Annotated in this window: 18 protein-coding genes; 13 read left to right on the top strand and 5 right to left on the bottom strand. The window is 44.0% G+C overall.

The genetic code is table 11. The features are described from left to right. Positions 1-84 precede the first annotated feature (84 nt). A complete protein-coding gene (locus B153_RS38870) occupies positions 85-231 on the bottom strand; it encodes a histidine kinase dimerization/phospho-acceptor domain-containing protein (protein ID WP_425423148.1) in 147 nt (48 codons plus the stop codon). Positions 232-354: 123 nt separating this feature from the next. Continuing rightward, on the bottom strand, positions 355-525 hold the full coding sequence (locus tag B153_RS38865; protein WP_083928202.1) for a triple tyrosine motif-containing protein: 171 nt from the start codon (positions 523-525) through the stop codon (positions 355-357). A gap of 171 nt (positions 526-696) precedes the next feature. Between B153_RS38865 and B153_RS0113800 the strand changes: the two genes are divergently transcribed. The 6 genes from B153_RS0113800 (at position 697) to B153_RS0113775 (ending at position 12607) form a co-directional block, all read left to right on the top strand. Beyond that, positions 697-3495 (top strand): hybrid sensor histidine kinase/response regulator transcription factor, encoded by a 2799-nt coding sequence (locus B153_RS0113800; RefSeq protein ID WP_020597313.1) that lies wholly within the window; start codon positions 697-699, stop codon positions 3493-3495. A 242-nt stretch (positions 3496-3737) separates the two neighbouring features. Further along, positions 3738-5060, top strand: coding sequence for a sugar porter family MFS transporter (locus tag B153_RS0113795; RefSeq protein WP_020597312.1), 1323 nt, complete (start codon positions 3738-3740; stop codon positions 5058-5060). Between the two features lie 13 nt (positions 5061-5073). Beyond that, positions 5074-5994 (top strand): carbohydrate kinase family protein, encoded by a 921-nt coding sequence (locus B153_RS0113790; RefSeq protein ID WP_020597311.1) that lies wholly within the window; start codon positions 5074-5076, stop codon positions 5992-5994. 29 nt (positions 5995-6023) lie between these two features. Next, positions 6024-9188 (top strand): SusC/RagA family TonB-linked outer membrane protein, encoded by a 3165-nt coding sequence (locus tag B153_RS0113785; protein WP_020597310.1) that lies wholly within the window; start codon positions 6024-6026, stop codon positions 9186-9188. 41 nt (positions 9189-9229) lie between these two features. Beyond that, complete coding sequence (locus tag B153_RS0113780; RefSeq protein ID WP_020597309.1) at positions 9230-10948, top strand: RagB/SusD family nutrient uptake outer membrane protein; 1719 nt, start codon at positions 9230-9232, stop codon at positions 10946-10948. Positions 10949-11074: 126 nt separating this feature from the next. Continuing rightward, entirely contained in the window at positions 11075-12607 is a 1533-nt protein-coding gene (locus B153_RS0113775; protein ID WP_020597308.1) for a glycoside hydrolase family 32 protein, read from the top strand. Between the two features lie 78 nt (positions 12608-12685). Here B153_RS0113775 and B153_RS0113770 read toward each other — a convergent pair whose 3' ends face one another. Next, on the bottom strand, positions 12686-13723 hold the full coding sequence (locus B153_RS0113770; protein WP_026262140.1) for a LacI family DNA-binding transcriptional regulator: 1038 nt from the start codon (positions 13721-13723) through the stop codon (positions 12686-12688). A 310-nt stretch (positions 13724-14033) separates the two neighbouring features. Between B153_RS0113770 and B153_RS38225 the strand changes: the two genes are divergently transcribed. The 3 genes from B153_RS38225 (at position 14034) to B153_RS0113750 (ending at position 15605) form a co-directional block, all read left to right on the top strand. Next, positions 14034-14255, top strand: coding sequence for a hypothetical protein (locus B153_RS38225; protein ID WP_211221676.1), 222 nt, complete (start codon positions 14034-14036; stop codon positions 14253-14255). 59 nt (positions 14256-14314) lie between these two features. After that, complete coding sequence (locus B153_RS0113760) at positions 14315-14626, top strand: hypothetical protein (protein WP_020597305.1); 312 nt, start codon at positions 14315-14317, stop codon at positions 14624-14626. Between the two features lie 703 nt (positions 14627-15329). Next, a complete protein-coding gene (locus B153_RS0113750) occupies positions 15330-15605 on the top strand; it encodes a hypothetical protein (RefSeq protein WP_020597303.1) in 276 nt (91 codons plus the stop codon). Here B153_RS0113750 and B153_RS35135 read toward each other — a convergent pair. Continuing rightward, the gene (locus B153_RS35135) at positions 15602-16288 is read right to left on the bottom strand and encodes a recombinase family protein (RefSeq protein WP_020597302.1); all 687 of its coding nucleotides are present in this window, start codon (positions 16286-16288) and stop codon (positions 15602-15604) included. The genes B153_RS0113750 and B153_RS35135 overlap by 4 nt on opposite strands. Before the next feature lie 379 nt (positions 16289-16667). Then, positions 16668-17189 carry a hypothetical protein gene (locus B153_RS0113740; RefSeq protein ID WP_342664803.1) on the bottom strand — a complete coding sequence of 174 codons (522 nt, stop codon included), beginning with the start codon at positions 17187-17189 and terminating at the stop codon, positions 16668-16670. A gap of 21 nt (positions 17190-17210) precedes the next feature. Between B153_RS0113740 and B153_RS0113735 the strand changes: the two genes are divergently transcribed. The 4 genes from B153_RS0113735 to B153_RS0113720 all read left to right on the top strand — a co-directional run bounded on the left by B153_RS0113735 (position 17211) and on the right by B153_RS0113720 (position 25974). Beyond that, entirely contained in the window at positions 17211-17417 is a 207-nt protein-coding gene (locus B153_RS0113735; protein ID WP_020597300.1) for a hypothetical protein, read from the top strand. Positions 17418-17601: 184 nt separating this feature from the next. Beyond that, positions 17602-19338: a DNA phosphorothioation-dependent restriction protein DptF gene (gene dptF, locus B153_RS0113730; RefSeq protein ID WP_020597299.1), complete on the top strand. Its 1737-nt coding sequence runs from the start codon at positions 17602-17604 to the stop codon at positions 19336-19338. Further along, positions 19338-20753 carry a DNA phosphorothioation-dependent restriction protein DptG gene (gene dptG, locus B153_RS0113725; protein WP_020597298.1) on the top strand — a complete coding sequence of 472 codons (1416 nt, stop codon included), beginning with the start codon at positions 19338-19340 and terminating at the stop codon, positions 20751-20753. Before dptF ends, dptG begins: the two co-directional genes overlap by 1 nt. A gap of 13 nt (positions 20754-20766) precedes the next feature. Further along, complete coding sequence (locus B153_RS0113720) at positions 20767-25974, top strand: FtsK/SpoIIIE domain-containing protein (RefSeq protein ID WP_026262138.1); 5208 nt, start codon at positions 20767-20769, stop codon at positions 25972-25974. The last annotated feature ends 60 nt before the right edge of the window (positions 25975-26034 follow it).

Genomic DNA, 26034 nt, shown 5'->3' with positions numbered 1-26034 from the left:
TACGTCAGCAGACCGGTCGAAAATGGCCCCAATTATTGATACCCCTCGTCTCAGTTGGGAGCGTTTGAAGAGAATTGAGAACTCCTAAAGGAAACGGACTACTATTACCCTCACCGGAAGCGGTAGCTCCTGCTCATTTCTTAACTCTTCAATCGGACCGACGATCAGGGAAAGTGGCGTCCGAAATTCGTGAGAGGCATCGGTGAAAAAATGAAGTTTTGCCTGCTCCAGTTTCTGAAGGTGATCCCTTTCCTGCTGGTCATTGAGCAGTTACTGCCGTTTGCAGCTCTGGCTTAGCACGTAGCGAATAAACTTGAACAGCAGAATATACAAGCCAATCGCCCAACCGGTTCTTCAGGGAGGAGGCAATATAGTGATGGTCAGTTGGGCTAGTTGGGAACTCCACTGTCCGGCGTTGTTGGCCACTTTGACGACAAACTGATAGGTTCCCGAATTCAGGTTGGTATACGTAGCCGTTCGATTGGTATAGGTTGTATTGATCCAGTCTTTGTCAAATCCGGCCAGGCGATAGGCATACTAGTTGGCTGATGGATTGGCAAAATGAAGCGCTATAAAGCCGACTATAAAACGGAATTCCATTAGTTAATTCGCTGGTTCCTATTTATCATTTATTTGCCCCACTTATTTATTTAATAAAGGATAGATTATCTTTGATCTATACCATAGTACTTTTTAATGAACTGTTCGCTCAAACTCATTTCAGCCTTTTCGCCGTGCAAACGGTTTCCGTTAGATAAGGTAATCGCTGGTTGCTTATGGTGGGCGATATTTCTACTTTTTAGTGGCTGTCAGTCCTCGCCAGATAAAACGTATCGCATTGGTTTTTCCCAGCGGACGCTGGCCGATAACTGGCGCAAGTCGATGCTGGTCAGCATGAAGCAGGAACTGGCATTTAATCCGGAAATCGAATTTGTCGTTAAAGATGCGGAAGGACAGAGTGACAAACAGGTTAAACAAATTCAGGAATTGATTGATCAACAGGTTGATCTGTTAATTATTTCCCCCAACGCTGCTCAACCAGTTACCCCAATTGCTGAACGAGCTTACCAATTAGGCATTCCGGTTATTATTGTTGACCGACGGACGGCGTCCGACCAGTATACGGCTTATGTTGGCGCCGACAATGTTGAGGTAGGCCGAACAGCGGGTCAGTATGCAAACTCCTTACTGAAAGGCAGGGGGAAATTGGTGGAGATTGGCGAATCGCCAGGCTCCTCAGCTGATATTGATCGGCAACGTGGTTTTGCGGAAATCCTGAACGCACATCCGGCTTTACAGTTAGTGAAAAAACTAGATGGCGACTGGGATAAGCGTTCCTTTACAAACGAGTTAACGGGGCTTATCAAGTCGAATCCTGATATACAGCTCATTTTTGCCCAGAACGACCGCACAGCGCTAAAAGCCTATGACGTATGCCGACGCCTGGGCGTAGACCGACGGATACAAATCATTGGTGTCGATGGATTGCCTGGCAAAAATGAAGGCATCGACCTGGTTGATCGCGGTATGCTTACGGCAACGGTATTGTACCCAACCGGTGGTAAGGAAGCTATCCGAACAGCCGTTGCGATTTTGAAAAAACAGTCCTTTCAGCGCGAAAACCGGTTACCAATCACCCTCATTGATTCGTCGAATGTGGGGATTATGAAACTACAGAATCAGAAAGTAATTGAACAGCAGGCCGATATTGAGAAGCAAAATCAGAATATCGAAACGCTGACCCGGACCTATGCGTCGCAGAAAAACACCCTCTACCTCACATTAGTCAGCTTACTGATCGTTCTGTTGTTAGGTACCTGGGCTTTATATCTGTTTCGGACCAAACAGGTGGCCTATTTGAAACTGGCCAGACAGAATGAACTGCTGGAAAAACAAAACGAAGAAATCAGGGCACAAAAAAATCAAATTGAGGTTATTTCACAACAAGCCAGGGTCGCCACTGAAGAAAAACTACGGTTTTATTCCTACATCTCGCATGAGTTTAATACCCCGCTCAGTCTGATCCTGATTCCGACGGAGGACTTGATGGCGAAAAAGGCCGTTGGCACCCACGAACTTCGAAGTAGTCTGTCGCTGGTTCAGAAAAATGCGTATCGGCTATTGCGGCTGGTCGATCAGATGCTGGACCTGCGCAAGACGGATGCTGGTAAACAACAGCTACACGCGTCAGAACAGGACCTGATTGGTTTCGTTCGGGACATTGTCGCGGATTTTGGTCGAAAGGCGGAAAAATCACGAATTGATTTACAACTAATTACGACTCTTTCCGCGCTTCCGGTTTGGTTCGATACCGAAAAACTGGATAAGGTCCTGTTTAATCTGATGTCGAATGCTTTTAAGTATACCCCCAAAGGCGGTATCATTCACCTTCGGATCGATACCATTGACCAGCAGGTCCGTATTCAAGTGATTGACAATGGAGAGGGCATGACACCCCAAGAGCTAGAGCATGCGTTCGACCTGTTTTATAGTGGTATGCCAACCTATAATCTGTCGAAGGGGATCGGTCTGGCTCTGTCGATGGAATTTATTCAACTGCATCGGGGTGACATCAGTGTCACTTCGGAAAAAGGACACGGTACCGTGTTTACGATTACATTGCCGTTGGGCAGTGAACACCTATTGGCATCCGAACGCTCCAGTGCTACCAGTCGACATCAATCCTTCGTCGAAACGGAAGACGCCCGTGAGCTGGATTCCTTACCCTTGCAGCCCACTCGGCATACCGGCACAATAGTCGTCGTGGAGGATAATGACGACCTGCGCACATTTCTTATGAATCGCCTGGGGGCAGAGTTCGACATTATCGCTGAAACCAATGCGGAGCAGGGCTGGGAGCGAATTCTCGAAACGATTCCAGACCTTATCTTAACCGATATTATGCTACCGGGCATGAACGGTATGCAATTAACCCAACGGATCAAAACCGACTGGCGAACCTCGCACATTCCGGTTATTATGCTGACGGCCAAGCGCCAGATGGAACAGCGCATCGAGGGAACACGCGCCGGAGCGGATGTCTACATCACCAAACCATTCGATACGACCTTCTTGCTGGAAACCCTGCGGACTACGCTAGCCAATCGGCGAAAGCAGCAACAACGGTTTGGGTCAGATGTCTTGCCACAATCGGAAAACAGGCAGGAACGAAAATTTTTAAACGAACTGACCGCCTTGATCGAAACGCACATCGGAGATCCTGCCTTTGGCGTCGAAAAGTTAAGCCGCGAAATGGGCCTGTCGCGTGTGCAGCTGTATCGGAAGGTGCAAGCGCTATTGGATAAAAATGTGATGGACGTTCTATCGGAAATCCGGCTAAAAAAGGCCAAACAGCTTCTGCTGGAAACTACGAAAAACGTAGCCGAAATCGCCCAGGAAACTGGCTTTAGCTCACCGACCTATTTCACTACTTTTTTTAAACAGCATATCGGAAAAACCCCGTCAGAATACCGTCGGAATCAGATCAGTGCCTAAACGAAGGAGGTGGCTTGTTATTCGTCAGATTACACAGGTTTACGAATGAATCAAAACCGGAGCCTGACGTAACAAAAGTTAAGGCGACCTTAGATGAAAATCCACAACTACCTGCAAACCAACGTGTTGCGCATTGTGCAATTTCTTAATGTATTTGAACAATTTCTTAAGCTTCTCCTCTAAAGTCGCCGACTAAGTTTGTTTCATGGACTGCCAGCGAAACCAGGTCCATGTAAACAAGTATGAGTCAAAGTCAACGTATTTTCTTCTGGTCTTTAACGGCTGCATTAGGTGGTTTTCTGTTCGGCTTCGACACGGCCGTTATCTCGGGTGTTGAGCAGGCACTTCAAACCCAATGGCATCTAGATGTATGGGAGCATGGCTTAACGGTATCCATTGCCCTCATCGGTACGGTCATCGGCTCCATGACAGGTGGTATTCCCGCAGAACAACTGGGCCGCAAAAAAACGCTGTTCTGGATTGCCCTTTTATACCTGGCAGCTTCATTAGGAACGGCGCTGTCACCGAACTGGCATATCTTTCTGATTTTTAGATTTCTAGGCGGTTTGGGCGTCGGAGCTTCATCGGTAGCGGCTCCCATGTACATTACGGAGATTTCGCCTGCTAAATCGCGTGGGCGGCTGGTAGGCTTATTCCAGTTCAACGTGGTATTTGGGATTCTGATCGCTTACCTGTCCAATTACCTGCTGGCCGATGTCGGGAGTGAACCCTGGCGGTGGATGTTAGGTATTCAGGCGGTACCGTCTCTGCTTTTTCTGCTGGCCGTTCTGACAATTCCTGAAAGTCCGCGCTGGCTCCTGCTAAAGAAAGGCGACGAGACTCAGGCACGTAAGGTACTGCTGATGATTGACGCCGATACCGCCGAACAGACCTTCAATGCCATTAAGCGGAGTCACTCGCCCACTGACACATCGGCCCGCTTATTCTCAGGGCAGTACAGTAAACCGATCCTGTTGGCCGTACTGTTTGCCGTTTTCAATCAGGTGTCGGGTATCAACGCCATTATATACTACGCCCCCCGCATTTTCGAAATGACGGGTCTGGGCAAAAGCTCGTCGCTGCTCTCGTCGGCGGGTATTGGGCTTATCAACCTCGTTTTCACCCTGATTTCGATGAATCTGATTGACCGCTACGGCCGTCGGACACTGATGAAAATCGGATCAGTAGGACTCATTATCACACTGGGTCTGGTGGCTCGGGCTTTCTACGTGCAGGATTTTGGGACCACTGTACCGTTCCTTCTGTTTGCCTATATCGCCTTCTTCGGCTTCTCCCAGGGGGCAGTAATCTGGGTCTTTATTTCTGAAATCTTCCCGAATGAAGTACGGGCCAGTGGACAGGCGCTGGGCAGTTTTACGCACTGGTTCATGGCGGCTATTATCACCTTCACCTTCCCGTATCTGGCTGAGCACGTGGGTGGAGGCAACACCTTTCTCTTCTTCGCCCTCATGATGGTCCTGCAACTCCTGTTTGTCTGGCGGTTAATGCCTGAAACCAAAGGCACCAGCCTGGAAAAAATTGAACGGACTGTTTTTGCTCACTAACCTTTCTCAGACCATGACACCAACCATAACCTGTTTCGGCGAAGTTCTCTGGGACGTACTGCCTACCAGCAAACAACCCGGTGGAGCTCCCATGAATGTAGCCGCCGACCTACGCAACTTTGGCCTGAAGGCGCAGATGATTAGCCGGGTAGGGAGCGATGAGCTAGGTCACGAACTGCTCCAGTTTATTGATCAGAAGCACCTGCCGCTGGACCTGATTCAGATTGGGCAGACGCACTTGACGGGCGTGGCGAAAGCGAATATTTCCGATACGAATGAGGTGACCTACAAGATTGTCCAGCCCGTTGCCTGGGACTACATCCACCTCGAACCCAACCTGATCGATGCTGTTCAGAAAAGCGATGTATTTGTGTATGGTAGTCTGGCCGCTCGTAGCCCGATGACCAAAGAAACGCTGCTGGTTCTGCTCGACATAGCCAACCTGAAAGTATTCGACGTAAACCTACGCGCTCCCCATTATGATTCTCCCACTGTAGAGAACCTATTACACCAAGCCGACATCGCCAAGCTCAATGAACATGAACTCATTGAACTCTCGGGCTGGTACGGCAACGGAAATACCGACCTGAAAGAGGCTATGCAGGGCTTATATGAACGCTACAACCTGAAAACACTCTGTGTAACCCTGGGCGAAAAAGGCGCTGCCTTGCTGGACGCTACAGGGTTTGTTCGACAGGAAGGTTTTCCGGTTGAGGTTGAAGACACCATTGGCAGTGGCGATGCCTTTCTGGCTGCTTTCCTCTACAAAACCTTGCAGGGCGAACCCGCTCCAAAGGCGCTGGCGTTTGCCTGTGCTACCGGCGCGTATGTCGCTATGCAGCAGGGGGCCACGCCCGCATTCACGGAAGCAACGATCACCAATACCTTCCTGCGGAATAAGCCGACAATACCCTTTCTTTTTTCAAACAAATAAATACGTATCCCTATAACCACTTATTCCTTATGAGGCAGTTTAAAAATTACCTGTTTTCGCTGGTCGTCCTGCTCCTTACAGTAACGTTAGTACAGGCCCAGCAACGAACCATTACGGGGGGCGTTTTCGACGCCAAGAACAAGGAACCGCTACCCGGTGCCAGTATCATCGTTCCTGGTACCACAACGGGTACGGTATCCGATGCTACCGGAAAATTCTCGATTTCCGTACCGCAAAGTGCCACGGGTATCACCGTATCGTTTATTGGCTACGCAACCCAGGAGGTATCGATCAGCACTAGTAACAACGTCAAGGTTTTACTAAGCGAAGGTGGGCAGTTAGCCGAGGTGGTTGTGCTGGGGTATACAACCGCACGCAAGCAGGACCTGACCGGCGCGGTAGCTGTTGTGGAAGTCGCGGCCACGAAAAATACCAGTTCCGGTAACCCCATGCAGGCTTTACAGGGCCGCGTCCCCGGATTGTATATCGAGAAGTCAGGAACGCCTTCCGGCGAAGCCAGCCGCGTCCTGATTCGGGGAGCCAATACGCTCGGCAATAATGATCCACTCTACATTATCGACGGTGTGCCAACCAAGCGTCCCTTTGTGTTCCAGAGCCTGAACTCAACCGCTATCCAGTCCATTCAGGTGCTGAAAGATGCGTCGTCGGCTTCTATTTACGGCTCAAGGGCATCGAATGGGGTCATCATTGTAACCACCAAAAACGGAGCCAATACGAATGGGAAACTGAATGTTCAGTTCAACACCAGTATTTCGGCACAGTCCGAAAAATCGGAGCGTTTCAAGATGTTGAACGCGGTTGACCGAGGCCGGGCGCTCTGGCAGGCATCGGTCAATGATGGCGTCGATCCGGCATCGGCCTACGGCGAAATCTACGCCTTCGACTGGAACAAGGATTTCAAAAACCCACAGCTTAACAAAGTAACGGTACAGCCGTATGTGGGTGGTGATCAGAACGTACCGGCAGGCGATACCGACTGGCAGAAAGAACTTTATAAAACCGGCTACGTCACCAATAATGACCTGACCATTTCGGGAGGGACTAAAGCATCATCGTTACTGATTAACCTGAGTTACCTCAACAACTCGGGGATGGTGCAATACACCGATTATCGACGGCTCACGGGACGTATCAATGCCGCCACCAGCCTGTTCGACGGACGATTCAAATTCGGGGCGAATGTGCAGATGACCTCTTCCCGCGAAACGCCCGTGACGACCGATCTGGGTGGAGCCCCTACGCCAGGATTGGCCGTTACCCTAGCCCCAACTATTCCGGTTTACACCAAAACCGGTGAGTATGCCGGTCCCATCGGGTCGGGTTATTCGGATCGGAACAACCCGGTATTTATGCAGTACATCAACCGGTGGGATAAGATCAACCGCACATTCGTTTTCGGGAATATCTTCACCGAGATTGAGCCAATTCGCGGACTGGTTTTCCGCTCATCGTTAGGGATGGACAATGCCGATTACGCGAACAAAAACATTGAGCAGTCCTTCAAAAACGGTTTTATTGCCCGTACGCTCAACAGCCTCACCCTCAACACGAATAAATTCCTGAGCCTGACCTGGACCAACACCCTGCGCTATAATTTTGACCTGGGGGCTCATCGGTTCAATGTGCTGGCGGGTGTCGAAGCCATCAAGGATAATCTGGATAATGTGAACTCCTACCGGGAAAATTTTGCGGTGCAAACCGAAGATTTCTTCGTGCTGAGTGCGGCTTCGGGCAATGCCAGTAGTACGGGTTCATCGACCGGAAGTCGGTTGCTGTCGCAGTTTGCCCGGATCGACTATGGCTTCGGCGACCGGTATCTGGCTGCGTTGACCCTGCGTAGGGATGGTTCGTCACGCTTCGGGGAGGATAATCGGTATGGCTTTTTCCCGGCGGCTTCGGTTGGCTGGCGCATCGATAAAGAAGCGTTCATGCGGGATGTCAAGCTGATTTCTAACCTGAAACTTCGGGCTGGCGTTGGCCGAATCGGGAATCAGGATATTGGCGATTTGGCTCGTTTTGGTCTGTTTGAACCCCGGTATGGTACACTGGCGTCGCAGGTTCCCAACGGACATGACGGCTTTTTCGATCAATACTGGAATGTTGGTACGGCTTATGACCTGAATGGATCGAACAGCGGAACCCTACCGTCTGGATTTGTACAGACGCAGGGCGAAAACACGGCGCTCAAATGGGAAACTACTGATGAAATAAACGTAGGGCTGGACTTTGGATTTTTGAACGGGAGTCTGGTTGGCTCGTTCGATTATTTCACCCGCGAAACCAAAGATATTCTTATCAAGCCTCCCGTAGCGTCGGCTGTGGGCGAAGGGCAACTCAAATTCGTGAACGGTGCTACCAAAACGAATAAAGGATTTGAACTGCTGTTAACCTACTACGGGAAACCCAAAGGCAACTTTACGTACAATGTATCGGCCAATTTCGCCCGCTTCCGGGATAAAATAACGGTTCTCCCCGAAGAAGTCCGGTCGGCTTTTGCGGGCAACGCCGTAACGACCATTCTGGGTCACTCGCAGTTCGATCTGTTTGGCTACCGGACGGATGGTATCTTCCAGAATCAGGAAGAAGTCAACAAGCATGCTACCCAGGTGGGAGCCGCTCCGGGACGAATTCGGTATCGGGATTTGAACGGCGATGGTAAAATCGACGCGCTGGACCAGGAGTTTTTTGGCACCACGTTGCCGGGTCTGGAATACGGTCTCCGGGTTGAACTGGGGTACAAAAATTTCGACTTCTCGATTTTTGGTTCAGGCGTTGCCAGTCGGACTGGATTCGACCCCTACACGTTTTATAACAATTTCATTCGGGGTCGCGACAACATCGGACCGGGCGTATTCAATGCCTGGACCCCGCAGAACACGTCCTCCCGGATTCCGGCTCTGACACTGGCCGATGGAAACAACGAAACCCGGTCGTCGGATTATTTCAACGTCAATACGTCTTATTTCAAGATTCGTAATGTCCAGTTGGGGTATACCTTGCCACGGGCTATGATGGACAAAATTGGTCTGACGAGCCTGCGTCTGTACGCAATGGCTGAGAACGTCATCTGGTTCAAGAGCAAGAGCTTCGAAGGTCCAGATCCTGAGCGCACCGATGTCAACACCGTTCCCGTACCCCGCACGATTACGTTCGGTTTAAACCTTTCCTTCTAACTCATTCGTCACTGGAAATTCGCTAAAAGACGTTTACGATCATGAAAAATAAATTTCTGGTTTCATTTCTTCTGATTGCGGGAGGCACCCTGTTTGCTTCCTGCAAAGAATATCTGGACTATCAACCTCAGGGGACCCTTTCGTCGGATAATGTAAAAATCCCTGAGAATGCCGATGCGTTGGTCACGGCCGCCTATGCCTCGCTGGGCAATGGTGAAATGATTGGTCCTATCGCCAGCATGTGGGTGTATGGGAGTGTTCGCTCCGACGATGCCTACAAAGGTGGTGGTGGCGTAGCCGATCTGGAAGACATTAACTTTTACGAGCAGCATAATCTGACGCAGCCTCAGCAGGGCGGTGGTTTTTATCACCCTTACACCTGGGAAAACTACTACAAGGCAATCTCGCGGGCCAACGTGGCGCTCCGGTCAATCAATGACCTGTCGGAAACGAGTTTCCCGTTGAAAAAAACACGTCAGGCTGAGTTGCGTTTCCTGCGGGGACATGCGCATTTCATGCTGAAAATGCTGTTCAAGTACGTGCCTTACGTTGACGAAACCCTATCGAACGACCAGATTCTGGCTACGTCGAACCGGGCATTGACGAACGATCAGCTATGGGATAAGATTGCGACCGATTTTCAGTTTGCGGTTGATAATCTGCCGGTTTCGCAGACGCAGGTGGGCCGGGCCAATAAGCTGTCGGCGGCTGCCTATCTGGCCAAACTACGACTCTATCAGGCGTATGAACAGGACGACAATAACAAAGTGATCAACATTAATAAAGAGAAGTTGCAGCAAGTGGTCAATCTGACTCAGTTGGTCATCAGCTCAGGCAAATACAGTTTACAGCCTGATTTTGCAGAAAACTTTTTGCCGGAGTATGACAATAATGTTGAATCTGTTTTTGCCGTTCAGTACTCCATCAATGATGGTACGACACTAGGACGACTCAATTTCGAGGATGGCCTGAACTACCCGCACGGTGCTCCGCAATATGGTTGCTGCGGGTTTCATCAGCCCAGCCAGAATCTGGCAAATGCCTTCGGAACCGACGCTAATGGCCTGCCTAAATTCGATACCTTTAACGACGGCATCATTGACTTCAAAACGGCAACTGTCGATCCGCGCGTTGACCATACCATCGGCATTGACGGGCATCCGTATAAATACAATGCCTCATTGCCGTTCAGCAACAGTTGGGTGCGTGACCCTGGCGTATACGGTTTCTTTCAGGCGATGAAATCGCAGCAACTGGCCACTAGCTCGTCCTACAAAAAGCAGGGGCCTTTTATGGGTGTATCGAAGAATATCGATATTATCCGATATGCGGATGTGCTGCTTTTTCAGGCCGAAGCGTATATCGAACTGGGTCAGCAGGCGCAGGCTCTACCCCTGATCAATCAGATTCGGGCCAGGGCTGCCAACAGCACAGGTCGCACCAAAAAAGCCGATGGAACGGACCCGTCGAAATATCTGATTAAGCCCTACAGTGCTGCGAACTGGACACAGGCATACGCCCGACGAGCTTTGCAATGGGAGCGTCGCCTGGAGTTTGCGACGGAAAGTCCTCGCTTCTTCGACCTGGTTCGCTGGGGTATGGCTGCCGAGACGCTGAATGCATATCTAGCCGTAGAGAAAACCAGACGATCTCATCTGAGTGGTGCTAAATTCACGGCGGGGCGCGATGAGTATCTGCCGATTCCACAGCGGGAAATCAACTTTACCAAAGGGCTCTATAAGCAGAATATTGGTTTTTAACCCTTCTAGATTCGTTACTTAAAATAGGATTTCACATTAGGTTGGTAATTGAGGTTATGCATGGGGAGGCACGCCGTAATGGGCGGCTCCCCACATACTTGACCAGCCATCATCCATTTGTTAGTTATGAAACATATAGCTCTTCTGGCGATTGTCCTGCTCTTCTTGATCAATTGTTTGCAGGCGCAAACGAATCCAGGTACATCGCCGGAACCTTACCGCCCGCAGTTCCATTTTTCGCCCAAAGCGCATTGGATCAATGATCCGAATGGGATGGTATTTTACAAAGGAACCTACCATCTGTTTTATCAATACTATCCGGACGGAACGGTCTGGGGGCCTATGCACTGGGGCCACGCCACCAGCAAGGACATGGTCCATTGGCAGGAGCAACCTATTGCCCTATATCCAGATAGCCTCGGCTATATTTTTTCGGGGAGCGCGGTGGCTGATGTTCATAACACCAGTGGTTTTGGTAAAGATGGGCAGGTGCCGTTGGTGGCTATTTTTACGCACCATAATCCCAAGCTGGAAAAACAAAAACCTGATCAGGTAGAATCACAAAGTCTGGCTTACAGCCTTGACGAAGGCAAAACATGGACGAAGTATGCCGGAAATCCAGTATTGCCGAACCCAGGCATTACAGATTTTCGTGATCCTAAAGTTCGGTGGTATGAGCCGCAGAAAAAATGGATTATGACCCTGGCCACCAAAGACCGCGTTACGTTCTATTCATCACCAAACCTGAAAAACTGGTCGCGCGAAAGCGATTTTGGGAGTGATGCAGGCGGACACGGAGGAGTATGGGAGTGTCCTGACTTAGTTCCGCTAAAGCACAATGGGAAAGAGGTTTGGGTACTCATTGTCAACATCAATCCGGGTGGCCCAAATGGAGGTTCTGCGGGGCAGTACTTTGTGGGTGATTATGACGGCAAAACGTTCCGGCCCTATTCCAAGCAAACGAAATGGATCGACTACGGAACCGACAATTATGCCGCCGTGACCTTCGCCAATACGGGCAACCGAACGATTCTGATGGGCTGGATGAACAACTGGCAGTATGCGAATAAAGTACCAACGGCCAACTGGCGCGGAGCCATGACCCTACCGCGTGAACTCGGGTTGGCCCAGGTCGGCAAGGAGTTATGGCTTACCTCAACCCCCGTAAAGGAACTCGATGTGCTGAACAAGCCAGGGATTTCGCTGAAAAACCTGTCCATCAAGGAGTCGTATGACCTGACGGCAAAAACTAAAAGCAATACAGGCTTATTCCGACTGGAACTAACGACACAGAATACAGCTGATTTTTCTGTTGTGTTAGCCAATAAGCAGGGAAATGAATTACGTATCGGCTACGACAAAAGCACCAATTCGTATTTCATTGACCGAACAAAGTCAGGCAAAACGGATTTTGAAAGTGGGTTTGGCAAGCGACATACAGCGCCACGGTTGTCTTTAGATAAGAAAATTTCGCTGACGCTGCTAGTCGATGTCGCGTCGGTAGAACTGTTTGCGGATAATGGCCTTACGGCGATGACGGATATTTTCTTTCCGGATACCGACCTGACGAAATTGTATCTTCAGTCAGCTACAGGTATTGTCATCGATACATTAACCTATAAACCCCTAGCGGCATCGGTAAAAGCGGACCTTGAATAAAGGTGCTGATAACAGACGATCATGCATACGCTTATGTGCTAAACCCTGGCGCATAAGCGTATTGGCTTTTCTGATAGTTTATAAGAGAACAGGAGTCATTACGGGGCGAGTCGAGTCCTGAATCACTAGCGCTGCTTCCAGATTAGCCTGTATCATTCGATTATTACTGTTCAGAACGTCCAGCAAAATCTGGGTGGCCAGTTCCCCTATTTCCTGCACAGGTTGTTTGATATACGTAAGCGGTGTTTCAAACAGTTCATAGGCTTCCGCTTCGTCGAAACCAACCACTGCCAGATCGGTAGGAACCTTCTTGTTAAGGCGTTTTAGTTGTTTCAAACCTGCTATCGTAAGTGTATTGGATGCAAAAACAATCGCTTCGACCGGCTTAGGCCCTAAAACCAGTTCCTGTATTGCTTTGCTGACTTCAGAGGCAATATGGGCGTTATTAATTTCCTTCTGCCAGCTTTTTCTTACGGGTAATTTAGCTTCCTGCAGGGCCTGACGATACCCTCGACCTCGTTCGCAGATGTGGAACAATGAGGTATTAAAGGAGACCAGACCAATATTTTGGTAGCCCGAGTTGATCAGATGCCTGACTGCTTTATACATTGCCTGGGCATTATCCAGCGCCACATAACTAGTCTTTAATGCCGGAAAATAGCGGTCGATCAATACGAAAGGAATAGCTTGTTTCTGGAGTTCGGCAAGCTGAGACTCAGTACCGGCAGGAGCAGCAATCAGCAACCCGTCTACCTGTCGGTTAAGCAGCGTTGTGGTTAATTTTTGGAATTTTTCAGGGCTCTCTTCTGAGCTACCAAAAATGACCGTATAGTTCTGCCGGTCGGCTTCGTCTTCGATAACGCGTGCCAGGGCTGCTGAAAAGGGATTGGCAATGTCGGCGACAATCAGGCCCAACGTTCGCGTTTTGTTCAGTTTCAGACTTTTGGCAATCTGATTCGGCCGGTAGTTTAAGTCCTGCGCGGCCTGCCTGATCTTTTGGGCAACCTCTTTGCTAATCCGGTTTTCTTTCTTATTATTCAATACATACGAAACTAGGGTCGTAGAGACGCCTACAGCCTGAGCAATGTCTTTGAGCGAAGTCTTTCTGGTCATCATATCGAGTGGCCAAAAATACAATAAAATGTTTAAACGTTTAAATATAGCTGCTTAGTAATTATAATTTATTATATAGTTTATGGTCTAAAATGTGGCCATAAATTGTATTATATAAAGAAATTTAACAGGAATTATAAAGTATTTTAGCCATTTTGGCTATATTCTGTTGAAACGTTTCAACAGAATGCAGTTATTTTGCGTTTACAAAATGAGTGCCTGCAACTAGTGATGCTCAGCGCATTAACTATCAAGCTACTCTAACAGGATAAGCTGGTTGAGGTACTGCATTTATCAACAACACAATACGAATATGGAAACGACATACGCACCTAATTTGCTCCAGGAGAAAGTGCCATCAAGCCATGACTGCCCATGTACTGGAGAAAGAATGGCTCTGTTGCAACAGCAGCTTGGTGTATTGAGTCGGCAGGTGGCGATCCTGAAAACGCAAATGCCTGTCCAGACTGAATCGACAGAGCAACCCAAAACCATTGGTTTAAATCGCTTCCGTATGATACGGACTGAGCATTAAGTGCCAGGCAAATACCCCACCGCATTATACTTAGAAGACAAACTGAAAATCTTACCACTATGAAACGATTCTCTGTTCTATATCAGCTCAAAGAACAGTACAAGCATATAGGGGCTTCATCGCAGGAAGAAGCTAAAAAAATCCTGCAGAAACTAGGTACTGACAAACGACGTATTCCAGTTGGCATTTATGATTCAAAAACGGAACTGATCAACTGGGCGCCAGCGTTCAAGGTCATCTATGACCATGCTTCAATTAGCGAACAAGGAAGACGTACCGAGGCTATAGTGCGGGTGGCGCAGGCATTATGGCGTCGCGATTCAAGCTGGAACCCAGCCGCAGGATTTTCTCCTCCCACGCTGTTTGCCTGAAGTGATATGGTCCTAAAAATCCGGACACGAAACTTGTTTAACTTCGTGTACCGACACGTCGGCCTGGCATGAATCAATCCCAACGCCCCAAACGAACGAAAGTACACCGCCAAGTTTAAAGCTGATGTGTTGCGGTTAGTTGCCAATAGTGAACCCATCATGGCCGTAGCCCGCAAAATGGGCATTAGCATAACGGCAGCTGTTCATAGATCTTTTGGGACAACTCGCGCCGATATGGCAGCCGTCGTGTGCTGGAAGCTCTGAAAGAACAGGGCATCGGCGATATTACTTACTTGGCGCTTTCCAACGGGGAATGGGCCTATCTAGCCAGTTGGATGGAGTGGTCCGCCACCCCGGCTATTATAACGTGCGTCGATGGCATTCGGGCTTGGGTTACCGATCTCCGATTGATTTTGAAAACCAATTTTATCAAACTAATCAATTAAACTCTCAAAAGTAAAGTGTCCGGCCAAACAGGACCACCCCATGGAATTATTTTCGTACTAATCTAGGAAGTATGTAAGGTAGGCGGTGTCGCATTAAACGCCCGTTTTTCCATGCAGGCCTTCTTACCACTTGCACACATTAACTAGGTTATCTTATTCTGGTAATGAGAATTGACATATTAATCGCTGAAATCAGGGCCTAAAAAAAGTGACAAATAGGCCCATCTCTGTTTCAATGTGAACAATAAATTTCTCAGTTGGGCGTTCTATGTCTGTTACGTTTCTTCAGCCTCATTGGTCAACCCAGTGGGGCTTTTTCGTTTATCGCTTATTTTTGGGGCATGGAAGCGCTACCCGATCAACCAACTCCACAAGCGGATCCCATAACGATCCAGAAACAGCGCGTGGAAGATGCTACTGATTTTCTGAGCATCTGTGATCGCCTGTCGACGGGTTATGACAGTGGCTACTATTGGGAAGATGTGCAACGAGCTTTACGAATTGCCGCTGGTATAGAGAGGTGGCCTGATTAGTCCTTTGCATCGTATTCATTCCTGGCACGCTGAGCCAGGCGCATCACTTGGGTTGCCTGAAAGGCACTACCACGTGCCGTCTTGAAACCCGCTTGATTCAACTGATGGGCAATGGCCAGATAAGAGAGTTTCGCGCCAAGTAAGGCCAGGATCAAAGCGGTTGCTTTCCGGTTGTTTTCATTCTCAACGGCCCGGCTTCGATTCGATTGAGCCGCTTTTGCCGAAACCACGGGGTCCTGGAATACGCGGCCACTCCTTCGCCACTGTCCAATCCGCAGGAGTTTTTCATCCAGGGCTTTTTTGGTTCGTTCGCTAATCAGCTTCCGCTCCTGCTGGGCCAAAGCCGCAAAGATGTGAATGGTAAATTCATTGGCATCGGGCATGTCGGCGCAGACGAAGCTGACATGGGAGTCCATCAATGACGACACAAAGGTCATGTTACGGCTGAGCCGGTCCAACTTGGCAATCACCAGGCGGGCTTGGTGTTGCTTGGCATAGTCAATGGCTTTAAGTAGTTCCGGACGCCGATCCAGTTTGCCAGACTCAATGTCACAAAATTCAGCAACGATGAGTGCTTGGTTTTTGACGAAGCTGAGCACACTACTACGCTGGGCATCGAGTCCTAAACCGGACTGTCCCTGCTTTTTGGTACTCACCCGGTAGTAGGCCACGAAGGTTTGCATGCTGCAAGATAGTGTTCCACGCTTATTTTACATATCATTAACGACCGTAAATGATATGTAAAATTGAAAAAGGCATGAAGACTTAATCATTCTTAGGGTCTTTAGAGATGGAAATGGCGGAATGGGATTGAGAAGAGCGATAAAATTGCAGGCAAATTGCCACAAACCAGGGAAGAGCGTTCTAGCCTTGTGACAAAGCAAAGCTAAATCAATACTTATTAATATACCCAACGTAAAATCTGCCAGGTTGACAGTTTGAGTGAAATTTGTGAGCGATCGGGATTAAATCGGTAACAGATGAAAGAGTCGGGTGATGAAACGGCATTACCGCTCAATGGACAAAACACAAAAAAGCCCTGGTTGAACAGGGCTGTTAACTTTACTCGGCTTCGGAGGCCTGCCTTGGCTTCCGGCCTCTTGGCCTGCCCGTGTAAGGTACCTTGGTAGCCGCTGCTTCAGGAGCTACTTTTAGTTCAAAAGCAGTCGTGCCTTCATACTCAAAGAGACGAATGGTAAAGTCGTATTTGGTTTTGGTGAAATCAACGCCACTCTTCTTTAAGATAAAAGGCAATGCCAAGGTATAGCTCTTAGCTGCTTTCTCGAAGGTGAACGTTTCCTCATCTATACTACTTGGTACTAAATACAACGATTTGGCTTTGCGCTTGCCCTCGTCCATGCCTACTTTGAAGGACGTTTTGTCTAGATCGACACCTATATGGTCCACGGTCTTGGCTGGTAAAACGAGTTTACCCGCCGTGGAGACGTAACCGGTTAAAATTATTTTAGCTGGCTTTGGGGCCTTTCCGGGCTTGAACGTAGGCTGTTGGTTTTCAGTGGGCGAAAAAAAACGGATATTGGATGCTTTCATTGACTTGTCTTTGAGACTTTTACCAGCAAACAAAGGTAGGAAATTAAGTATTGAATGAAGACAAACCACGAGTTCAAGCTGAACGACTTAGTGACGCTCATTAATCCAAAGGCGGCTCAAGAGTTAGAAGCGGCCAATGCTGATATCGACTGGCCTGTAACGGTGATCAGTCAATATGGCCAGAGGGTACACTGCTGGAACCGTCCACGGCGTGAATTTACGATCACGCTCAGTGCGAACGAAATTAAGAAAATTAATTGACCTTTTTTAAGAAACTATTCTGCAATAAATTGCTAATCAATAGCTAGTTAAGTACTATTTAGAACGGGTAGATGAAACTTTTGTACCATTTTTTACAGGATACCCCTAAGTAGTACAAAACGAAGAAATTCTTACTTTTAAACTGACCAACCTTATACTTAAAACTACCACACCAAATATATAGATGAACTTTAAAGAGTTGTTAGATACTTTAAGCCTATCTTCTCCAGAAGCAGTTGTCAATGGTGAGACCAATTCCTTTGACGACCTAAAGCGGTATTTACATATAGAGCGAACAGTCGAACAAGATCTAAGCAATCTAATAATGAGTGCTTTGACTACTAGCTACCCTCAACTAATTTTTATAATTGGTAATGTAGGAGACGGCAAATCTCATTTGTTAGCCAGAATGTGGGAAAAGCATCCAGTAGAAATGAATGCTTTCTATGTTCACAATGACGCAACCGAAAGTAAATCCATACATAAGACTTATCTGGAAACATTGAGAGATGTTTTGCTTCCATTTTCAGATAATGAAATTGGAAATATATCCAATACATCAAAAACAATAATAGCTATCAACTTAGGTACACTTACCAATTTTCTACATGAAAAAGGTAACGAATTTAATTGCCTGAGAAACTTTATTGAAAGTAATGGAATCCTACAGGATAGTGATCAACGATCAAAAGAAGATCGCTATATTAAATACATCAATCTTGCCGATTACCATCTTTACTCATTAAGCGAAGATGGCCCTTTCTCAACTATCCTTAATGAAATTATTTGTAAAATAACCCAGAAAACAGAAAAGAATCCATTCTACCAGGCATACAAAAACTATTATAAAGAGCATTCGGCACCCGATAAGTGCCCATTAAAGTATAATTATGATTTACTTGGAGAGACGAAAGTAAAAGACAGAATTATCCAAATCATTATTGAAGCAATAATCAAATATAAACTCATCGTTTCGGTTAGATTAATGCTGAACTTATTATATGATTTAATCGTACCACCAAAATTATCTACCTTGTCAGAAAAAGAAATTTTAAAAGAGTGCACTAGCATAAAATCAGAATCTATATTTTATAAATGGACACTTCCATGGTTACTATTTGAAAGTACAAGTACATCTCCAATATTGAAACAAATAGCCGAGCTTGATCCAGTAGGAAAAACCACTGAAGAAATGGATCAATTAGTGATAAAGATGGGAACTACATCTAATCCAAATTCTTATTTTTTTGATAATAAACTGCTAACCACAGACGATCCTTTGACCAAAAACTTGGCGGATATGCTCGTGTTTGACAGGCTAAAGTTATTTATAAGGCTAAATTATATTAAAGGAACGGCTCTAGAGCTAATTCAACTTGATACTGTGTATTATGAGTTTATGAAAAATTTATATTTTTTTCACGCTCATCATACGTCAAAGCTTTTCAACTTATATCAAAAAGCTCAAAAAGCTATTTTTCAATGGAATGGCATGCTGAAAATGGGAGAAGACTATTTAAATATTGACATAGGACGACGTCAGAATCGTTATAGAATTTCTCAAAAAGTAAAACTTGAGCTTAGGCCAGGAGAGATAAAAACCCCAGTATCAGGCCCTATAAATCGCTTTTCTAGTACAATCACATTAGGATTCAAAGTAATGGAGAGTCCTGAGACCTATTACGTAAAGGTTGATTATGGTCTCTTCTTGTTGTTGTCAAGCATTAATTTAGGCTACAGAGCGAATTTAATAGACAAAAGTAATCATGTTGATTTTAAACAATTTGTTAGCAAACTATCAAGCTCAGGAGCTCAAAATAAAGATGTTATAATTCAAGATATGCATGGTGTAAAACACGAAAAATTTAAATTAGTGTTTACTCCAGGTTTTGACATTTTTCACTTTGAAGAAATAAAATAATGTACGAATTAGATTTGACTTCCCTAGAAAACAATATGACGGATAAAGTTGATAAAGGGAAGATATCTCATAAAACTGGAAATAAAATTCTTCTTTTCCCATTTCCAGGAAACGATACCAAAATAAATGATTTGAAAGCTGATTTGATAGCTTTTAAAGGAATTGCCGGAGCCTGCTATAGAAACTGTATGAATTACAGTCAATCTGTAAAATTAAATAAAGATAAATTCATTAATGAAGTTTGCTCAAAGGCTCATGCGCCTAATAATTATAACTTAAAAGATATTATTGAGAATATAGCGTTTGATGAAAATGAGCAGCTCATCACCTTCAATGCTAAAATTTACGCGTACTTAGATAATTATGTTAAAAATAAAACACTAAATGACATTTCAAAATATATTGTTAGTGTCTTTATTGAGGGTGAGGACATTGAGAGACTGCATGCACTCGCAACTAAAGAGCCTGACAACCTCATGCATCGATTGATCCTATCAGCTCTACCTGACCTAAAAGAAGAAATAAGAGTCGATGAGTTTGTTTATAGAGCACCTAATAAAAGTAGAGAAAAGTTCAAGGAAGATTTCCTTACACTTACGAAAGATCATTCGTTATTTGTGTCAGGGTTCCCCCAGTTGCTTAAAGTTTATTTTTTCTTATACATCTCAGATCTCATTTTCCAATTGAATTCTTTCTTTGAAGAGAAAAGGGATAGATATTTCTTTTCCCTATCATGGGAGAAATTACAGGCTTCTCGGCTCCCCATGATAAACGGCTGGAAACTTTTTGAGAAACACATTGCCAGTATGTTTACCCATGCTAATACACTTGAACTTCTCAACCATATTAAAGGATTTACAATTCAAGGAATAACGTACGTTGAATTAAAAGAACTTGTAAAAAAATTAAGTGATCAAGAAAAGGCAATTCTTCAGCTTTCTATTGAAAACTTAATTTCTTTTTATCAAGAAAGAATTACGAAAGATAATAATCCTTTTGATTGGAAAAAGTATCCGCTGAAAGAAATAAACTCAGACGAACCAATATTTAATCTGGTATATAAACTTTGGCAAATGGTTGATGTCCAGTTTCAAGAAACAGAACGAAAAAAAGTGTATAGTGCTTATCGCAGATACTTTCTGTTATTTACCCAATATAATTATACTAGAAGAAGAGGCCGTAATGGATACTCCTTGAGTATAGATCAAGAAAGCCTTTTGTTTTTAACAACTCTTTGTATTGGCCCCGATGAAGACAAAATTAGATTGAGCAAGCTGTGGTCAGAGTTAGAGGATCGAGGGTTTTTGTTCGATCAAATTTCTAAGTCCGTCATTGTAGATTACTTTGAGAAGATAAACCTTCTTGAGAAGAAAAGCGATAGTGGCGATGCACAATATGTAAGAAAATTACGCTAAGTTAAATTCGCACATGGAAAAATACATATTTAGTTTTATTTCTGATTTATTAATTAATTTTTTTTCAAAATCTAATGCCTCGTCTGGTGGACGTTTCCATATTCGATATGAGCAGAGTGAGCAAGTTCTGGGTCAATATGAACTATTAAGAAGCCAAATTATTTCAGATTGGCCCCAGTTTAATATACTACCATTTAATTATTTAGATTATTCTACATACTGTATTGATTTTAAGAATTACAGGTTAATAATTTCAGCAAATATAAATGGTGTAGCTGAAGATTTTTTGACTAACCTAAGAAATAGTATTAGTGATAAAATAAATTCTACATTTTCGAATACATCTATCCTATTTATTCATAACACATCACTTGATAGTATAACAGGTGGATGTAAAAATTTAATGGAAGCAGGAATGCCTCTAAGTCGCGTTGAAGTACAAACTAGCATTAAAAAAAGTATATCTGAATTAACAACAATTCAAAATCATGAAAAAACCCTCTTAGAGATTTTACTGACTAGCATACAAGAGAAATCAGATGGTCTGTATTCTTTGTTTGATTATACAGCCTTCTTTGATATACTTGGGAAAAAGCGTATTGCCCAAAATGATTATATGCCTTTAGGCATATTTCCAGACAAAGGCCTTGCGTTGAGTAATACAAAAGATGAAATTAGAAAAAGGCTATTTAGAAACAAAGAACTCTTTGAAGAAATTAGTACTGGCGTTCAATATGGAAATTTAGAAAAAATACTAGAAAGAAATTTTAGCCCAGCGGGAGTAGAAAAATTACAAAAAGACGATTGGTATTTAAATGACTTTACGCAATTAGAAGCATGGGAACAAGAAAAAGATAAGGCAGAAACAATTGAATATCTAAATAGTAGCGTTGCTTCTGAAAATATGATCCATTGGGATAGATCAGAAGATGAAGAATCAGTTTCTAAGTCTCGAAAAAGACATTTGATAGTTTTCAATGTTGAAAAGCAAAACGACTTGGCTCTTTCATTCCATTTTGATAACCGGCCCAAAATAGCAGGGCTCCAACATGGAAATTTCAAACTAAGTGAATTAACCACTAGTGGAAAGATAATTAATGCTCAACTGACTCTAGATAATGTTGAACAAGTTCTTTTTAAACAGTTCACATATCAGCATCCAGATGTTGCCATTAAATTTACGTTTTCAATACTAATTGTCCCTTTTCCAGAAAATATTTTAATTGAGTTTAAAACAAATTTTTTAATTAATAAACGAGGCAATACTTTTTCCTTAGCTATAGGTAGTGATGAAGCTGTTTCGCTAAATCCTGGGTATGTTTCATATGTTCGTAAAGAACTCGTCGCTGCCGATAGTTATCAGGTTTCTCAAGATCAAACACTTGAATTGGTTATTGATCTTGAGAAATTGACAGATGAAGGACAGGATGAAGTTCCCTTCTTTATTACTATCGAGCAGGCAACATTGCCACTTAAACTTTCGCTTAGAGAGGAAAATAGGCCTATACAGATATCAGGATCTAGAGTTTGGGATTTAAAACGTATTTCTGGTGAGTCCTTTACTTACACTTCACGAATCGATAAGTATACCAATAAAGAAGTCGTCATTTTAACGCATGGAACAAACAAATTCTTTCCAATTGAAAACTTTAGAGGAAATCTGAAACTAGAGCAATTACTAATTGATTCAGGTTATTTATCGTGTTATCAAAATACTAGTAATGAACTAGTTAGTCTGGATGGTTTACAGGTATCGAATGAGCTACAAGCCGCTTATGATGCTTTAATCTCGTATTTTAGACGTAACAATTTACTGCCTAGTTTGGCGTTTCTCGATGATGAATTAGGTGATCTCTATCAGTCATTTGTTGACGTATATGTTGAACAGTTAGAGAGTCTTGAAGCAGGTAAACCACTAGATAAGACTGAACAGGACCTGTTCAGAATTGCAGTTATTGAAGAGCGGTTTGAAGACAAATTCATAAAGTACACACCTTTACACCCGCTTAACTTAGCATATAGACTCCTTCTTAAGGATGCTGTCAATCAGGACCCAATTCCGGAAATATTATTACGTAATCTTACTCCTTTAAATCTTGTTCCTTTAATAAAGGGTCAAACAAAACTTACTGGGATTGATAATTACTATTATCAGCCTTTGCACCAAGATCACACTTCTGAGTGGAATTACTTCTATTCAGAAGAACTTAGTAGCCAACAAGTATCAAGACGCTTTGTACCCAATCTTGTGCAAGAAAAGATAGACCAGTTTATCTTGCATTTCCCCTATTTATTTTTGGAGGGCAAAGCACCCCTAAAACTAAACTTAGTTAACCAAGGAGACTGCAAAGAAATATTGCAAGGGATTTTATCTTTTTATTTGGGATACTTACAAAAAAAAGCAAAAAGCAAAACGACTGGGATACCAGGAATGATAATAAGCATTTATAATTCGGATGAGTATTTTACTAAGTTTGAAGAATTAGCTTCCTGGCAAGGTAATTTTACATTAAATGTACCCTTCGATTTCTTTCCATTAGCTTCAGATGAAGATCGAGAGGATCTTTTTCAGCTTTACAATGAAAAAGTACGTTTTTACAAACTAGCCATAGATCTGTCGCCTTATGAATATTCCCATCTAACCTTTTATCAGTTCTCAAACAGGGAAGTCAAAAAATCGTATAGTAATATGTCAGAAATGCCTAGTGGAATTAGCTTAGGCGGCCTACTATCTGATGTACCCTCTTCTTTTCAAAAGAATTCATACAGGACCGGATTCGGTACGAAGTTCCTCCCGGAGACATATAATAACTTACTACATCTAGCTAAACTTTACAACTCGTTTGTCAAAGTAACTCATTCGGATGAGCAGTATTCAAAAGATCACGTTAATTCTTTTGTCATTAATAATGAAACTAATACCTCTTTAGAAAAGCTTTACTCTAGATCACAATGGGTAACGTTTATTGACCCTAAAGTAGATTTAAGTTTTTTCAAATTACACAAAGACGTGGTCATTATTCATTATAGTGATCAATATAATAATGCCAGCGGTTATGATGCGATTACGATTACGAGTAAATGGAAACCCTACGAAGCTACAATAAAAGAAATACTTTCGGAACAAGGCGTTGCTTCTGAGGAGGAAGAAATAAAAAGATTAATTGACATTTTTAACGCTGTTAATGGCCATTGGCTTTTAAAATTAAATAGTTTTCGGGAGGGTAATCAAGTTTCTTATTTTAGGGAAGAAAAGCTTAGCTTATTGAGTACGGTTAAAACAGCGCTGGCCTTCTTCTATCATCCAGAGATTACTTGGATTCCCATATCATTAGAAGAAATCCTTAGAGTATCTGGAGCGGTCGGGCTTCCCCCCAAAGAAGGACTTTTTTCCGTTAAAAATTTAGGATCGCATGGGGTGCATACAGATGACCTGTTGATGATCGGGTTAGAAAGTAAAGAACAAAATCTGTATATGCATCTTTACCCATTGGAAGTTAAGATTGGCAATAACCCATCGAATGTTCAAAACAAAGCTAAAGAGCAAGGTGCTAATACGGCCGATATGCTTACAAAATTCCTGGTTGAAGATACAACCTTCGCAGCTAAAATATATAGAAATTTCTTTGCCAAGTTAGCTATAATTGGCGCGGAGAAATTGGCTTTATATGAGGTTTGGCCTTCATACACAGAACGTTGGAAGCAAGTAGAGAATCTTAGAGGCTATTTATTAAATGACCATTTTGAAATTAGTTCTACGCTTAAAAATTTAATAGGCAAGTACGGAGTCTTCTCATTTAAGTATAGTGAAAATTATTTCCCTAGATCAGTAGAATACGCTGATGGAAGCTGCATGATCACCTTGCCTAAACAAGATGCTATAAATTTCTTAACTAAAGACATTGATCAGCTTAAAAGCTACTTTGAAGAGGAACAGCTTTCGCCAATAAAAAAGGATAAACTACTGGTAAATCGGTATGTAAAAAACAGCCCTGAGTCAACTACTGTGGAACTTTCAACTGGACCAGAAACTAAATTCATTCCACAACAACTAATCACAGATATTAGTAAGATAGATAATGAGGTTAATCCAGAAGCTGAGTTAGTCTCTATTTTTACGCCCAACTTCTGCAACATTAGCCCAGAAGAGATTAGAAAGATTAATCATTCTATTATTAATAAATTAACCGCGATCGGAATTGAGGTAAAAAAAGATTTAGATCCTGATATCAATTTCATGGAGGGGCCTGGATTTTACCGAATTGAATTGAAGCCAGCGCCTAGTACTACTTTAAAGAAAATAAAAGGAGCTATCGAAGAGTTAAATATTGCTCTACAGTTACCAGAGGAGCAAAATGTACGGATATTTCAAGATGTAGGAAAGATCTGGCTTGAAGCACCAAAGCCAGATTATCTAAAAGTTAAAGTGACGACCAACCACATCTGGAGCAAATTCACTAAAGACAAAGAATTCAAAGTCCCATTCGGGCTAGATATAGAAGGAAATTTATGTAGTTTGAATTTTTCATCGTCAAACTCACCACACCTACTAATCGCAGGCACAACAGGATCGGGTAAATCTGTGGTTCTGGATACCTTGCTTCGAGGAGCAGTTAATTTCTATGATTCCACCGAGCTTCAACTATTTTTAATTGATCCTAAAGGCAATGAACTCGTTGACTTTGAGGAGTTTCCTCATGTTCCAACACCTAATGGAATGTCCTCAGAGGACGCCATTCGGCTGCTTGAGCAGTGTGTGACTGAAATGGATCGACGGTATCTCTTATTTAGGGATAGTAAACCAATAGCGGGCCGGGCAGCTAAAGATATAATTGACTATAACTCAATGTCGCTGGCATTTGATTCATTTAAAAGTCTTCCTCGGTGGCTTATTGTGTTGGATGAATATTCAGATCTATTGGATGAAAATCCAGGCAACCGAAATTCAATCGAAAGTTTGTTAAGGCGTTTGGCCCAAAAGGCTCGGGCTGCGGGCATCCATGTAATTCTTGCGACTCAAAAACCACTAGTAAGCATTGTCAGTTCAGCCATTAAGTCTAATCTACCAGCTGTTATTGCCTTAAAAGTTAGAACAGCTACTGATAGTCGAGTTATTTTGGATGATAATGGCGCTGAATCGTTGGCAGGGCGTGGAGACGCTTTATATAAAAATGGGGCTGGCCAAATGGTTAGAGTTCAATGCGCAATTCACGAAAATTGAATTGGATCATTTACTGGTCTTTCCTTGTTTTATCAAATGAGGTTAATAACCTTTTTGACG

Source organism: Spirosoma panaciterrae DSM 21099, assembly GCF_000374025.1.
GTDB lineage: Bacteria > Bacteroidota > Bacteroidia > Cytophagales > Spirosomataceae > Spirosoma > Spirosoma panaciterrae.
Note: the sequence above shows the minus strand (reverse complement) of the source record. Positions and strands in the feature narration are given on the sequence as shown.

Excerpts from the sequence above, each read along its gene's own strand:
- B153_RS0113770 (WP_026262140.1), bottom strand. The coding sequence starts at position 13,723 with ATGATGACCAGAAAGACTTCGCTCAAAGACATTGCTCAGGCTGTAGGC.
- B153_RS0113775 (WP_020597308.1), top strand. The coding sequence starts at position 11,075 with ATGAAACATATAGCTCTTCTGGCGATTGTCCTGCTCTTCTTGATCAAT.
- B153_RS38225 (WP_211221676.1), top strand. The coding sequence starts at position 14,034 with ATGGAAACGACATACGCACCTAATTTGCTCCAGGAGAAAGTGCCATCA.
- B153_RS0113735 (WP_020597300.1), top strand. The coding sequence starts at position 17,211 with ATGAAGACAAACCACGAGTTCAAGCTGAACGACTTAGTGACGCTCATT.
- B153_RS0113790 (WP_020597311.1), top strand. The coding sequence starts at position 5,074 with ATGACACCAACCATAACCTGTTTCGGCGAAGTTCTCTGGGACGTACTG.
- B153_RS0113785 (WP_020597310.1), top strand. The coding sequence starts at position 6,024 with ATGAGGCAGTTTAAAAATTACCTGTTTTCGCTGGTCGTCCTGCTCCTT.
- B153_RS0113795 (WP_020597312.1), top strand. The coding sequence starts at position 3,738 with ATGAGTCAAAGTCAACGTATTTTCTTCTGGTCTTTAACGGCTGCATTA.
- dptF (WP_020597299.1), top strand. The coding sequence starts at position 17,602 with ATGAACTTTAAAGAGTTGTTAGATACTTTAAGCCTATCTTCTCCAGAA.
- B153_RS35135 (WP_020597302.1), bottom strand. The coding sequence starts at position 16,288 with ATGCAAACCTTCGTGGCCTACTACCGGGTGAGTACCAAAAAGCAGGGA.
- B153_RS0113780 (WP_020597309.1), top strand. The coding sequence starts at position 9,230 with ATGAAAAATAAATTTCTGGTTTCATTTCTTCTGATTGCGGGAGGCACC.
- B153_RS0113760 (WP_020597305.1), top strand. The coding sequence starts at position 14,315 with ATGAAACGATTCTCTGTTCTATATCAGCTCAAAGAACAGTACAAGCAT.
- dptG (WP_020597298.1), top strand. The coding sequence starts at position 19,338 with ATGTACGAATTAGATTTGACTTCCCTAGAAAACAATATGACGGATAAA.
- B153_RS0113800 (WP_020597313.1), top strand. The coding sequence starts at position 697 with ATGAACTGTTCGCTCAAACTCATTTCAGCCTTTTCGCCGTGCAAACGG.
- B153_RS0113720 (WP_026262138.1), top strand. The coding sequence starts at position 20,767 with ATGGAAAAATACATATTTAGTTTTATTTCTGATTTATTAATTAATTTT.